The organism is Streptomyces sp. NPDC055140 (genome assembly GCF_053607285.1).
The window spans coordinates 709,790-723,395 of record NZ_JBSGTG010000001.1 but is presented as its reverse complement, the minus strand read 5'-3'; the positions used below and the strand labels follow the sequence as shown (position 1 = coordinate 723,395).

Here is a 13,606-nt window from a genome sequence, read left to right as displayed (position 1 = left end):
GCGGTGCGGCCCCTGTGGCCGCACCGCACCTCGAACCTCTGCGACAGTCGGGACCAGGCCCCTACGCGTCGCCGCCCGCAGGGCCGGGGTCAGCCGCCGTGACGTCGAGGAGCTGGTAGCGGTCGATCGCCTGCTTCAGGACCGAGCGGTCGACCTTGCCCTCCCGGGCCAGCTCCGTGAGCACACCCACCACGATCGACTGGGCGTCGATGTGGAAGAAGCGTCGGGCCGCGCCGCGCGTGTCGGCGAAGCCGAAGCCGTCCGCGCCGAGCGACTGGTACGTGCCCGGCACCCAGCGGGAGATCTGGTCGGGCACGGACCGCATCCAGTCGGAGACCGCGACGAACGGGCCCTCCGAGCCGGACAGCTTCCGCGTGACATAGGGGACGCGCTGGTCCTCGTCGGGGTGCAGCAGATTGTGCCGTTCCACCTCGACGGCCTCGCGGCGCAGTTCGTTCCAGGAGGTCGCCGACCAGACGTCCGCCTTGATGTTCCACTCCGTGGCGAGGATCTGCTGCGCCTCCAGGGCCCACGGCACCGCGACACCCGAGGCGAGGATCTGCGCCGGGATGGTGCCCGAAGTGCCCGGGCTGAAGCGGTGGATGCCCTTGAGGATGCCCTCCACGTCGACATCGGCGGGCTCGGCCGGATGCTGCAGCGGCTCGTTGTAGACGGTGAGGTAGTAGAAGATGTCCTCGCCGTGCGGGTGCTCGGCGGTGGCGCCGTACATCCGCTGCAGACCGTCCTGCACGATGTGCGCGATCTCGAAGCCGAAGGCCGGGTCGTAGGCGACACAGGCCGGGTTGGTCGAGGCGAGCAGCTGCGAGTGACCGTCCGCGTGCTGCAGACCCTCACCGGTCAGGGTCGTCCGGCCGGCGGTCGCGCCCAGCACGAAGCCGCGCGCCAGCTGGTCGGCCATCTGCCAGAACTGGTCACCAGTGCGCTGGAAACCGAACATCGAGTAGAAGACGTAGACCGGGATCAGCGGCTCACCATGCGTCGCGTACGCCGATCCCGCGGCGATCAGCGAGGCCGTGCAGCCCGCCTCGGAAATGCCGTCGTGCAGCATCTGACCCGTCGGCGACTCCTTGTACGCGAGCAGCAGCTCGCGGTCCACGGACTCGTACTGCTGGCCGAGCGGGTTGTAGATCTTCGCGCTCGGGAAGAACGAGTCCATGCCGAACGTGCGGTACTCGTCCGGCGCGATCAGTACGAAGCGGCGGCCGATCTCCTTGTCCCGCATGAGGTCCTTGAGCAGTCGGACGAACGCCATGGTGGTGGCGATCGACTGCTGGCCGGAGCCCTTCTTCACACTCGCGTACGTCTTGTCGTCGGGGAGCGCCAGAGGCTTGGACCGCACGACACGGGTCGGCACATAGCCGCCGAGCCCGTGCCGGCGGTCGTGCATGTACTGGATCTCCTCCGAGTCGCGGCCCGGGTGGTAGTACGGCGGGGCGCCGTCCTCGAGCTGCTTGTCGGTGATCGGCAGGTGCAGCCGGTCGCGGAAGCCCTTGAGGTCGTCGACCGTCAGCTTCTTCATCTGGTGGGTCGCGTTGCGGCCCTCGAAGTTGGGGCCGAGGGTCCAGCCCTTGACCGTCTGCGCCAGGATGACCGTCGGCTGGCCCTTGTGCTCCTTGGCCGCCTGGAAGGCCGCGAAGATCTTCTTGTGATCGTGGCCGCCGCGCCCCAGGTGCAGGATCTGGTCGTCGGTCATGTTCTCGACCATCGCGCGCAGCCGGTGGTCGCCACCGAAGAAGTGGTCGCGGATGTACGAGCCGGGCTCGGTGGCATACGTCTGGAACTGGCCGTCGGGCGTGGTGTTCAGCTTGTTCACCAGGACGCCGTCGCGGTCCTGCGCGAGCAGCGGGTCCCAACTGCGGTCCCAGACCAGCTTGATGACGTTCCAGCCGGCGCCGCGGAACTGCGACTCCAGTTCCTGGATGATCTTGCCGTTGCCGCGCACCGGGCCGTCGAGACGCTGCAGGTTGCAGTTCACCACGAAGGTCAGGTTGTCGAGGCCCTCACGGGCCGCGATCGACAGCTGGCCGAGCGACTCGGGCTCGTCCATCTCGCCGTCGCCGAGGAAAGCCCAGACGTGCGACGCGGAGGTATCGGCGATGTCGCGGGCCTGCATGTAGCGGTTCATCCGCGCCTGGAAGATCGCGCCCAGTGGGCCGAGGCCCATGGAGACGGTGGGGAACTCCCAGAAGTCCGGCATCAGTCGGGGGTGCGGGTACGACGACAGGCCGTACGGAGCCTTCGACTTCTCCTGGCGGAAGGAGTCGAGCTGGCCCTCGGTGAGGCGGTCCAGGAGATACGCGCGGGCGTAGATGCCCGGCGACGCGTGGCCCTGGAAGAAGATCTGGTCGCCGCCCTTGCCGTCGTCCTTGCCACGGAAGAAGTGGTTGAAGCCCACGTCGTAGAGCGAGGCGGAGGAGGCGAAGGTGGCGATGTGGCCGCCCACCCCGATGCCGGGGCGCTGGGCGCGGGAGACCATCACCGCGGCGTTCCAGCGGGTCGCGTTCAGGACCTTGCGCTCGATCTCCTCGTTGCCGGGGAAGAAGGGCTCGTCCTTGGTCGCGATCGTGTTGATGTAGTCCGTGCTGCGCATCTCGGGCACGGCCACACGCTTCTCGCGGGCGCGCTCGATCAGCCGGAGCATCAGATAGCGGGCCCGCTCGCGCCCGCGCTCGTCGACGGCGGCGTCGAGGGAGTCGAGCCATTCCCGGGTCTCTTCGGGATCGAAGTCCGGGACCTGGCTGGGGAGGCCGCCAATGATGATCGGATTGCGATCGGATCCGGAAACCACGCTGTTCCTTCACTGTCGGTCGAGATGTGCAATTGGGGTGCAATGGGGCTGCGCCGCTCCCCATCGTGTACCTCGGGGGCACAATCGTCACCTCTACCGCGGGGTAATCGGAGTGATTCCCCGGGGTTCCCCGGACGGGTGCGGCCAAATCGCAACGATACGCTCATGTGGTTCACCAGTTTCGTGAGGCCGTTCGGCCGAGGTGGACGACCGTCATCCACAGGGTGGGCAAATCCGACAGATCGGTGTGGCATACATCACCGGCCTGCGGGGATCCTTGACTGAAGATGCGGTGACACCGCCTGGAACGTCACCGTTTCGGCGGTCTCGGGGGCCGGGTACTTGCGCGATCCGCCCCGCCCGTGTGGACTACCGCCAACGCTTCGCGCACGCGCGAAGCAGCAGACAACTTCGTAAACATGATCAGGAGGCAATCCGTGAGCGCGACCGCGGACCACGCGGAGGAGCGGACCAACCCTGCCGCGAGGCTGGGTTTCCAGCCCGAGCAGGTGGTCCAGGAGATCGGCTTCGACGACGACGTCGACCAGGAGCTCCGCGAGTCCATTGAGGAAGTCATCGGCAGCGAGCTCGTCGACGAGGACTACGACGACGTCGCTGACGCGGTGGTGCTGTGGTTCCGCGAGGACGACGGCGATCTGACGGACGCGTTGGTAGACGCCAGCCAGCTGGTCGACGACGGTGCCCCTGTCTGGCTGCTGACCCCGAAGACCGGCCGCGACGGCTATGTCGAGCCGAGCGACATCAACGAAGCCGCGCAGACCGCGGGTCTCTCGCAGACCAAGAGCATCAACGCGGGCAAGGACTGGGCGGGCAGCCGCCTCGTCACGCCGAAGGCGGCCGCCAAGAAGCGCTAGCCGACGAAAGACCCCAGCAGACACTCCGTGCGGCCCCCGCCGACGCCATGACGCGTCGACGGGGGCCGCACGCTTGCCCGGGCCACATGCGGGGCCCGCGCCGGGGCCCCACGCCGGGGTACCGCCCGCGGCGCCTAGGCTGGGCCTCACCCGAACGGCTCCACGGAAGGAAAGCTTGACCATGACGATCGAGGTCGGCACGAAGGCTCCGGATTTCGAGCTCAAGACGCAGCACGGCGAGACCGTGCGGCTCTCGGACTTCAGGGGTGAGAAGAACGTGGTGCTGCTCTTCTACCCGTTCGCCTTCACCGGCGTCTGCACCGGCGAGCTGTGCGCCCTGCGCGACGAGCTGCCGAAGTTCGTCAACGACGACGTCCAGCTGCTCGCCGTGTCGAACGACTCGCCGTTCAGCCTGCGCGTCTTCGCCGAGCAGGAGGGCCTCGAGTACCCGCTCCTGTCGGACTTCTGGCCGCACGGCGAGGCCTCGCGCGCGTACGGCGTCTTCGATGAGGAGAAGGGCTGCGCGGTGCGCGGCACCTTCATCATCGACAAGGAGGGCGTGGTCCGCTGGACCGTCGTCAACGGCCTGCCGGACGCCCGCGACCTCAACGAATACGTCAAGGCGATCGACACCCTCTGACCCCTCAGGGGTCACGGGGGTGTGCTTCGCGCATCGCTCGGGGATGTCCCGGGGATGACACCCTGGGATTCTTCGGGTGCGGAGCCTGTGGCTGCCGGGAACCGGTCACTAGGATCCAGACGTTGATCCGATACCAATGCACGACGGGGCTCCCCGCCCCCGACACCAATGGGAGGAATCGTGGGAGTCAGCCTCAGCAAGGGCGGCAACGTATCGCTGACCAAGGAGGCTCCTGGCCTGACCGCGGTCATCATCGGCCTCGGGTGGGACGTTCGTACCACCACGGGCACGGACTTCGACCTTGACGCCAGCGCCATCCTGACGAACACGGAGGGCAAGGTCAGCAGTGACGCCAACTTCGTGTTCTTCAACAATCTGAAGAGCCCGGACGGCTCGGTCGAGCACACCGGCGACAACACCACGGGTGAAGGCGAGGGTGACGACGAGCAGCTCAAGGTCAACCTCGCCGGCGTCCCGGCCGATGTGGACAAGATCGTGTTCCCGGTCTCGATCTACGACGCCGAGAATCGCCAGCAGTCGTTCGGTCAGGTGCGCAACGCGTTCATCCGCGTCGTGAACCAGGCGGGCGGGGCGGAAATCGCCCGGTACGACCTCTCCGAGGACGCCTCGACGGAGACCGCCATGGTCTTCGGCGAGCTGTACAGGAACGGCGCGGAGTGGAAGTTCCGCGCCATCGGCCAGGGTTACGCATCCGGCCTGCGCGGCATCGCGCAGGACTTCGGCGTCAACGTCTGAGCCGAGTACGACCGCGTGACCGTCCGGCGCCGCACGCGAGTGCGGCGCCGGACGCGCTCGACAACTCAAGCGACATCACACCGGGGAGGACCACGATCATGGGCGTCACGCTCGCCAAGGGGGGCAATGTCTCCCTCTCCAAGGCCGCACCGAACCTCACGCAGGTGCTGATCGGACTCGGCTGGGACGCGCGTTCCACCACTGGAGCCGACTTCGACCTCGACGCCAGCGCGCTGCTGTGCAAGGACGGCCGGGTGCTCGGCGACGAGTGGTTCATCTTCTACAACCAGCTCACCAGTCCGGACGGCTCCGTCGAGCACACCGGTGACAATCTCACCGGTGAGGGTGAGGGCGACGACGAGTCGATCCTGATCGACCTGTCCAAGGTGCCGGCGTTCTGCGACAAGATCGTCTTTCCGGTCTCGATCCATGACGCGGACAACCGAGGACAGACGTTCGGCCAGGTCAGCAACGCGTTCATCCGCGTGGTCAATCAGGCGGACGGTCAGGAACTCGCCCGCTACGACCTGAGCGAGGACGCGTCCACGGAGACCGCGATGATCTTCGGCGAGGTGTACCGGTACGGCGGCGAATGGAAGTTCCGCGCCGTTGGGCAGGGGTACGCGTCGGGCCTCCGCGGCATCGCTCTAGACTTCGGGGTCAATGTTTCGTAAAGCCGTGCGCGGAGCGGGGGAGCCCCGTCCTACCGGCGCGGGGGAGACCCGTACTCACTTGATGGGGTAGCCAGTGGTTTTGAAAACCTTCGGCTGGTCGTTCGCAATTACTGCGCTCGGCCTGGTCGCGGCGGTGTTCTACGACGGATGGACAGCATTCGGGGTCGTCGCGATCCTTGCCGTCCTCGAGATCTCGCTGTCCTTCGACAACGCGGTGATAAACGCCGGAATCCTGAAGAAGATGAATGCCTTCTGGCAGAAGATCTTCCTCACGGTCGGTGTGCTGATCGCCGTCTTCGGTATGCGACTGGTCTTCCCCGTCGTGATCGTCGCGGTCAGTGCCAAGCTCGGCCCCATCGAGGCGGTCAAGCTCGCGCTCAACGACAAGGACAGGTACCAGCAGCTGGTGACCGACGCGCACCCGTCGATCGCCGCGTTCGGTGGCATGTTCCTGTTGATGATCTTCCTCGACTTCATCTTCGAGGAGCGGGACGTCCAGTGGCTGCGCTGGATCGAGCGTCCGCTCGCCAAGCTCGGCAAGGTCGACATGCTGTCGGTCTGTATCGCGATGATCGTGCTCCTGATCTCCTCGTTCACCGTGGCCACGCACGCCCACCAGCACGGCGGCGTCCATGTGGACAAGGCCGAGACAGTGCTCATCTCCGGCATCGCCGGTCTGATCACGTATCTCATCGTGGGCGGTCTCTCCGGGTACTTCGAAAACCGCCTGGAGGAGGAAGAGGAGCGCGAGCACGAGGCCGAGGAAGCGGCCAAGAAGAGCGGCAAGGCCACGCCGGCCATAGCGATGGCGGGCAAGGCCGCGTTCTTCATGTTCCTCTACCTCGAGGTCCTCGACGCTTCGTTCTCCTTCGACGGAGTCATCGGCGCCTTCGCCATCACCAACGACATCGTGCTGATGGCGCTCGGTCTCGGTATCGGTGCCATGTACGTCCGTTCGCTCACGGTCTACCTGGTCCGCCAGGGCACCCTGGACGACTACGTGTACCTGGAGCACGGCGCGCACTACGCGATCGGCGCGCTCGCCGTGATCCTGCTGGTCACCATCCAGTACGAGATCAACGAGGTCATCACGGGCCTGATCGGCGTCGTCCTGATCGCCTGGTCGTTCTGGTCGTCGGTGCGCCGCAACAAGCGAATCGCGGCCGCCGAGGGAAAAGCGACGGCCCCGGGCGAGAAGGCTGAGGTTTCGTCCGGGCTCTGATCCTGGAACGCTGTGAGCGGGGCGGTCTGCGAGGAGAACTCCTCACCGGCCGCCCCGTCGGCGTAACTGGACCATGAAACATGGGCACTTGGGGGCGAAATGTCCTTCTGGGACGGACTGTGGCGGGGGCGTGCGGCGGAGTTCGAGTCGGGCAGCGCCGCATCGAACTCCATCGAACTCACCAAGCGGCACCCGGTTGTCTCGCTCACCAAACAGGGGGCGGCCACCGGAAATCTGCGCATCAACCTGTCCTGGCGGATGCGGACCTCGGACATCGGCGGCCCCGAGCGCGAGAGCCTGCTGCGGCACCCCTTCAAGCTGTTCAAGCCCGATGTGGTGCAGGCCCATACCCAGAGCATGGTCAATGTGGACCTTGACCTCGGCTGTCTCTACGAACTGACCGACGGGGAGAAGGGCGTGGTGCAGCCGCTCGGCAGCTTCTTCGGCGCGCTCAACGCGCCGCCGTACGTGAAGCTCAGCGGGGACGACCGGTTCGGCTCGGCGTCGGGTGAGACGATCTACGTCAATCTCGATCACCGTGAGTCCATCAAGCGACTGCTTGTCTTCGTCTACATCTACGACCAGACACCGGCGTTCGACCGTACGCATGCCCACGTCACGCTCTATCCGAGCAACGGACCACGCGTCGAGATCAGCCTCGACGAGCGCGCCCCACAGGCCCGCTCCTGCGCCGTCGTCACGATCGAGAACGTCAAGGGTGAGCTGATCGTCCGACGCGAGGTGAAGTTCGTGTACGGGTTCCAGGCCGAGCTGGACCGGCTGTACGGGTGGGGACTTCAGTGGGGCCGGGGGTACAAGTCCAAGGTCGGGGAGCGCTAGGCCCGACGCGGGGGCATCTGCCCCGCCGCCCTGTCCCGGCCCCTGTCCGGCCCCGAGTCGCCCGGGGCCGGTCGCGGTCTCAGCGGGAGATGAACTGCGGGCCCTGCGGCGGCAGGGCGAAGTTCGGGTCGGGCAGCGGCTGCACCGGCTGCGGATAGCCGTACGCGGGCTGCGTCGTCGGCACCGGCATGGCGAGCGGCGCGGGCTGCGTGGGCGCCGCCGGCGGATACCCGTACGACGGCTGGGAGACGGGCTGGGGCGCGGTCTGGGGGAGCGGGGCGGCGAGGGGCTGCGGCGCGGGCGCCTGCGGATACCCGTAACCCGAACCCGACCCGGATCCCCAACCTGACCCCGACCCCGACGCAGACCCCGACGCCGATCCCGTGAACGAGGTGTCGGGGGCCGGTGACGGGAACGACGGTTCGGCGGCCGGCATCGGGCCCGGCGGGGACGACGCCGGAAGATCCGTCGCCGGCTCCGACTCGTCCACCGAGATGCCGAAGTCCGTGGCCAGGCCGACCAGGCCGTTCGAGTAGCCCTCGCCCAGGGCCCGGAACTTCCAGCCCTCGCCGCGCCGGTACAGCTCGCCGCAGATCAGTGCCGTCTCGGCGCCCGTCTCCGGCTTCACGTCGAAGTGGGCGAGGGGCTCGCCCTCGGCGGCCGCGGCGTCGTACAGGAGGATCCGCAGGGCGGGTACGCGGTCGAAGGGGACGTCGTCCGCCGAGGCCACGAGGAGGACGCGGCCGACCTCGGGGCCGAGGCCGGCCAGGTCCGACTGGATCGTGTCGGTGAGTCCGTCGGTGACGCGTTTCTTGCCGAGCCGCCAGACCTTGCCCGAGGGGTGCCGGGGCTGGTTGTAGAAGACGAAGTCCTCGTCGGACCGTACGCGACCGTCGGGGCCGAGGAGTAGGGCCGAGGCGTCGACGTCGGGCACGCCCTGGCCGCTGGTCCAGTGCAGCACGGCGCGGACCGCCGTGGCTTCGAGAGGGACGTTCGACCCCTTCAGCATCGCGTGCGTCATGCGGTCATCCTGCCTTCCCTGTCCTGGCCAGGACAACGCGGGGGCCCGAGATGGCGGGGCCGAGCGACATACTCGACATGGGTGGGTTACCTGAATTTCATGCCCGGTGGGAACCCTTGACATGGGTCCCTACGTACTATTACCGGCCACTTAAATTCGGGCCTGAGCGGCACGACGGGGGAGTCTCATGCGTCATTTCGGGCATATCGCCCCTGAGGTGCGGCAGCGCCTGTTCTACCGGGAGCCCGGTGACTTCACCGCGGACTCGTCGCCCCGCATGCTCGCGGCGGCCCTCGGTGCCACGCTCTACAGTCCGGCCACGCGGCCGCGCCTCGCCGACGACGTCCTCAAGCAGGCGGGCCGGGGCGTCGTCTCGATGGTGCTGTGCCTGGAGGACTCGATCGACGACGCCGAGGTCGCGGACGCCGAGGAGAACCTGGTCAGGCAGTTCGCCGACCTCGCGGCCCGACCGGATGCACAGCCTCCGCTGCTGTTCATCCGCGTCCGCGCCGCCGGGCAGATCACCGACCTCGTGCACCGCCTCGGCCCCGCCGTGCGGCTGCTGTCCGGATTCGTACTGCCGAAATTCACCGAGGAGCGGGGCGTGTCGTTCCTGGAGGCGCTCTCCGCCGCGGAGGCGGCCGCCGGGCGGCGCCTCTTCGCGATGCCCGTCCTGGAGTCGCCCGAGCTCCTGCATCTGGAGACGCGGGGTGACACCCTCGCCGGGATCGCCCGCACCGTCGACAAGTACCGCGACCGAGTCCTGGCCCTGCGCCTCGGTGTGACCGACTTCTGCTCCGCGTACGGGCTGCGCAGGCCGCCGGACATGACCGCGTACGACGTCCAGATCGTGGCCTCCGTGATCGGGGACGTGGTCAATCTGCTCGGCCGCGCCGACGGCACCGGCTTCACCGTGACCGGCCCTGTCTGGGAGTACTTCCGGCACCAGGAGCGGATGTTCAAGCCGCAGCTGCGCCGCAGCCCCTTCCTGGAGAGCCGGGCCGTCGAGCTGCGCCAGGCGCTCATCGAGCACGACATGGACGGCCTGCTGCGCGAGATCGAGCTGGACCGGGCCAACGGCCTGCTCGGCAAGACCTGCATCCATCCCTCGCACGTGATGCCCGTGCACGCACTGTCCGTGGTCAGTCACGAGGAGTACGGGGACGCCCAGGACATTCTGCGGCCCGAGCGGGGCGGTGGCGGCGTCCTCAGGTCCGCGTACACGAACAAGATGAATGAAGTGAAGCCGCACCGGGCCTGGGCCGAGCGGACTCTCCAGCGGGCGGAGGCCTTCGGCGTCGCCCATGAGGACGTCGGCTTCGTGGAGCTGCTCAACGCAGGCCTGCCCGCGTGACGAGCGCGCGAGTCATGATGAAAGCAACGAAAAGGGGCGAAGTGGTCTGGTCGGGGACATGGGTCGCACAGCGGCTCGGAGTCGAGCTCGTCGGAGACGAGGAGATATCCGGGCTGCTGGGCCTTGCCCTGCGCCGCAATCCCAAGCGGGCCCATCTGCTCGTGTCGAACGTCCTGGGCAAACACGTGCCGCAGTCGCCGGCCGTGATCTGGCGCGCCGGGTACGACCTCGGTCTGCGGGTGCGCGAGCTGCTCGGCGACAACGCGGCGCGGCGGGCCGTCGTGCTCGGATACGCCGAGACGGCAACGGGCCTCGGGCACTCCGTAGCCGACGGCCTGGGCCTCGCGCCCTATCTGCACTCGACGCGGCGCCCCGTGGACGGGGTGGCCCGCGCGGGCGGCTTCGAGGAGTCCCACTCGCACGCCACCTCGCATCTGCTGCTGCCCGAGGACCCCCGCCTCCTCGCGGGGGACGGGGCACTCGTCCTCGTCGACGACGAGTTCTCCACGGGCAATACGGTCCTGAACACGATCCGTGCCCTGCACGAGCGCTACCCGCGCGATCACTACGTCATCGTCGCCCTCGTCGACATGCGCTCGCCCGACGACCGGGACCGCCTGGCCGACTTCGCCCGTGAGATCGGCGCCCGCGTCGACCTGGTCGCGTCCGCGTCCGGCACCGTCAAGCTCCCCGACGACGTCCTCGCCAAGGGTCAGGCCCTGGTCGCCCACCACGAGTCCCTCGACGACGTCCCGACGGCGCGCACCGAGCCGCGCACCGAGCCCGGCAGCGTGACGCGGGTGGATCTCGGCTGGCCCGCGGCTGTGCCCGACGGGGGCCGGCACGGCTTCACGCCGGAGCACCGCGCGGCGCTCGACGCGGCGCTGCCGGCGATGGCCGCCCGCCTCGCCGCGCCCCTGGGGGGCGCCCGCCGCGTGCTCGTCCTCGGCTTCGAGGAGCTGATGTACGCGCCGCTCGCCCTGGCCCGGGAGGTCGAGAAGGGTACGCAGGCGCAGGTGCGCTACTCCACCACGACTCGTTCGCCGGTCCTCGCCGTCGACGATCCCGGCTATGCGATCCGCACCCGCCTCGTCTTCCCCGCCCACGACGACCCGGCCGACGGGCCGGGCGAGCGGTACGCGTACAACGTCGCGGGCGGCGACTTCGACGCGATCGTCACCGTCGTCGACTCCACCGCGGACACGACTCAACTGCATGCCCCCGACGGCCTGTTGGCGCGGCTGGCCGAGCACACCCCGCGCGTGCTGCTCGCCGTCGTGCCCTCGTACGTCCCTGGCAGGGCTGTCCCCGGAAGGGCTGTCCCCGAGAGGGCTACCCCCGCAAAGGCCGCCCCCGAAAGGCCCCTCGTGCCCCCCACGCTCCCCGAGCCCCTCCGCGGCCCCGCCTTCTCCTCGTACGCGCCCGACGAGGTCGGCTGGCTGCTCCAGGACCTCTCGGACGTCGAGCTGGAGGCCCCGACCGAGGAGCGCGAGGAGGCGATACAGGGCGGTGGCGCGCACTACGCCGAGTCGCTGCCCGTCGAGTACCAGCCGAGCGCCGAGTACCAGGCGCTGTTCCAGTCCGCCCTGGAGGTGTCCGCCGCGCGGATCGCGCAGGCCGTCGGCGTCGTGACCGAGACCGTGCTCGCGGAGCGCTCCCCGCGCCCCGTACTTGTCTCGCTCGCCCGCGCCGGGACGCCCGTCGGCGTGCTGATGCGCCGGTGGGCGCAGGCGCGGCGCGGCCTCGACCTGCCGCACTACGCCGTCTCGATCGTGCGCGGCCGCGGTATCGACGCGAACGCGCTGCGCTGGCTGGCCGCCCACCACGACCCGGCCGATGTCGTCTTCGTCGACGGCTGGACCGGCAAGGGCGCGATCACCCGGGAACTGGCGGAAGCGCTCAAGGAGTTCCCGGGTTTCGACCCGGAGATCGCGGTGCTCGCCGACCCCGGTTCCTGCGTGCGCACCTACGGCACCCGTGAGGACTTCCTCATCCCGTCCGCGTGCCTCAACTCGACGGTCTCCGGCCTGATATCGCGTACGGTGCTGCGCGCCGACCTCGTCGGGCCGAACGACTTCCATGGCGGCAAGTTCTACCGCGAGCTCGCCGAGGCGGACGTCTCCACGTACTTCCTCGACACGATCGAGGCCCGCTTCGACGAGGTAGCCGACGCCGTGGACGCCCAGGTCAAGGAGATGCTCTCCGCCGACCGCGCGCCGACCTGGGAGGGCTGGGCGGCTGTCGAGCGGATCAGCGAGGAGTACGAGATCCACGACGTGAACCTCGTGAAGCCCGGCGTCGGCGAGACGACCCGCGTGCTGCTGCGCCGAGTCCCGTGGAAGATACTCGCCCGCACGGGCGCCGGCGCGGACCTCGACCACGTGCGCCTGCTCGCCGAGCAGCGCGGGGTGCCCGTCGAGGAGGTCGCCGAACTCGCTTACACCTGCGTCGGGTTGATCCATCCGAAGTACACGCGGGGCGCCACCGGCGCGGACGGCAAGGCGGTGGGCGCGAAGTGAGCGCGACGCCCGTCACCCTGGTCGCCAGCGACCTCGACCGCACCCTGATCTACTCCGCCGCAGCCCTCGGCCTGACCATGCCCGACGCCCATGCGCCGCGCCTGCTGTGCGTCGAGGTCTACGAGGGCAAGCCCCTCTCCTACGTCACCGAGGACGCGGCCGCGCTGCTCGGCGAACTCGGCCGCAGCGCAGTCTTCGTCCCGACCACGACCCGCACCCGCGAGCAGTACGGTCGCATCCATCTCCCGGGCCCCGCACCGCAGTTCGCGATCTGCGCGAATGGCGGGCACCTGCTGGTGGACGGGGTGTCCGACCCGGACTGGCGTGCCGGTGTGGACGAGCGGCTCGCCACCGAGTGCGCGCCGCTCGACGAGGTGCGGGCGCATCTGGTGCGGACGGCCGACCCGGCGTGGCTCCTGAAGGAACGCGTCGCCGAGGACCTCTTCGCGTATCTCGTGGTCGAGCGGTCCCTGCTCCCGGAGGGCTGGGTCAAGGAACTCGCCGTGTGGGCGGAGAGCCTCGGCTGGACGGTCTCCCTCCAGGGCCGCAAGATCTACGCCGTCCCGAAGCCGCTCACCAAGAGTGCGGCCATGCGTGAGGTGGCCCGCCGCTCGGGTGCCGACCGCACGCTGGCGGCCGGCGACTCCCTGCTCGACGCGGACCTGCTCCTCGCGGCCGACCACGCCTGGCGCCCCGGCCACGGCGAGCTGGCGGACGAGGGCTGGACGGCACCGCACGTCACGGCCCTGGAGGACCGGGGTGTCGCGGCGGGCGAGACGATCCTGCGGGAGCTGATCGAGGGGGTCCGGCAGCCCCGTACGTACCCGTAAGGGCCACCGGCACCCCGGCCTGTACGCCTAGGGGACCCGCACGCTCACCCGCCGGAAGCCGCTGGC

Annotated in this window: 11 protein-coding genes; 9 read left to right on the top strand and 2 right to left on the bottom strand. The window is 69.0% G+C overall.

What is annotated here, in order from left to right; all coding sequences use genetic code 11:
• Positions 1 to 61: 61 nt before the first annotated feature.
• A complete protein-coding gene (gene aceE, locus ACWFR4_RS03390; RefSeq protein WP_453650512.1) occupies positions 62 to 2,809 on the bottom strand; it encodes a pyruvate dehydrogenase (acetyl-transferring), homodimeric type in 2,748 nt (915 codons plus the stop codon).
• Positions 2,810 to 3,246: 437 nt separating this feature from the next.
• On the opposite strand from aceE, the gene ACWFR4_RS03385 reads away from it, so the two are divergent.
• The 6 genes from ACWFR4_RS03385 (at position 3,247) to ACWFR4_RS03360 (ending at position 7,816) form a co-directional block, all read left to right on the top strand.
• Complete coding sequence (locus ACWFR4_RS03385) at positions 3,247 to 3,684, top strand: DUF3052 domain-containing protein (protein ID WP_100591937.1); 438 nt, start codon at positions 3,247 to 3,249, stop codon at positions 3,682 to 3,684.
• A gap of 181 nt (positions 3,685 to 3,865) precedes the next feature.
• Positions 3,866 to 4,324 carry a peroxiredoxin gene (locus ACWFR4_RS03380; RefSeq protein ID WP_100591938.1) on the top strand — a complete coding sequence of 153 codons (459 nt, stop codon included), beginning with the start codon at positions 3,866 to 3,868 and terminating at the stop codon, positions 4,322 to 4,324.
• Between the two features lie 180 nt (positions 4,325 to 4,504).
• On the top strand, positions 4,505 to 5,080 hold the full coding sequence (locus ACWFR4_RS03375; protein ID WP_100591939.1) for a TerD family protein: 576 nt from the start codon (positions 4,505 to 4,507) through the stop codon (positions 5,078 to 5,080).
• Positions 5,081 to 5,178: 98 nt separating this feature from the next.
• Positions 5,179 to 5,754, top strand: coding sequence for a TerD family protein (locus ACWFR4_RS03370; protein WP_100591940.1), 576 nt, complete (start codon positions 5,179 to 5,181; stop codon positions 5,752 to 5,754).
• Positions 5,755 to 5,827: 73 nt separating this feature from the next.
• Positions 5,828 to 6,976, top strand: coding sequence for a DUF475 domain-containing protein (locus ACWFR4_RS03365; protein WP_453457494.1), 1,149 nt, complete (start codon positions 5,828 to 5,830; stop codon positions 6,974 to 6,976).
• Positions 6,977 to 7,075: 99 nt separating this feature from the next.
• Positions 7,076 to 7,816, top strand: coding sequence for a TerD family protein (locus ACWFR4_RS03360; RefSeq protein WP_116502289.1), 741 nt, complete (start codon positions 7,076 to 7,078; stop codon positions 7,814 to 7,816).
• 79 nt (positions 7,817 to 7,895) lie between these two features.
• Here the strand turns inward: ACWFR4_RS03360 and ACWFR4_RS03355 are convergent, their stop codons facing one another.
• On the bottom strand, positions 7,896 to 8,837 hold the full coding sequence (locus ACWFR4_RS03355; RefSeq protein WP_453457491.1) for a TerD family protein: 942 nt from the start codon (positions 8,835 to 8,837) through the stop codon (positions 7,896 to 7,898).
• 187 nt (positions 8,838 to 9,024) lie between these two features.
• Between ACWFR4_RS03355 and ACWFR4_RS03350 the strand changes: the two genes are divergently transcribed.
• The 3 genes from ACWFR4_RS03350 to ACWFR4_RS03340 are packed head-to-tail and all read left to right on the top strand — an operon-like array spanning position 9,025 to position 13,540.
• On the top strand, positions 9,025 to 10,191 hold the full coding sequence (locus tag ACWFR4_RS03350; protein ID WP_453457488.1) for an HpcH/HpaI aldolase/citrate lyase family protein: 1,167 nt from the start codon (positions 9,025 to 9,027) through the stop codon (positions 10,189 to 10,191).
• A gap of 14 nt (positions 10,192 to 10,205) precedes the next feature.
• The gene (locus tag ACWFR4_RS03345) at positions 10,206 to 12,710 is read left to right on the top strand and encodes a phosphoribosyltransferase (RefSeq protein ID WP_453650510.1); all 2,505 of its coding nucleotides are present in this window, start codon (positions 10,206 to 10,208) and stop codon (positions 12,708 to 12,710) included.
• Positions 12,707 to 13,540, top strand: coding sequence for an HAD family hydrolase (locus ACWFR4_RS03340; protein WP_453457484.1), 834 nt, complete (start codon positions 12,707 to 12,709; stop codon positions 13,538 to 13,540). Before ACWFR4_RS03345 ends, ACWFR4_RS03340 begins: the two co-directional genes overlap by 4 nt.
• Positions 13,541 to 13,606: the final 66 nt, after the last annotated feature.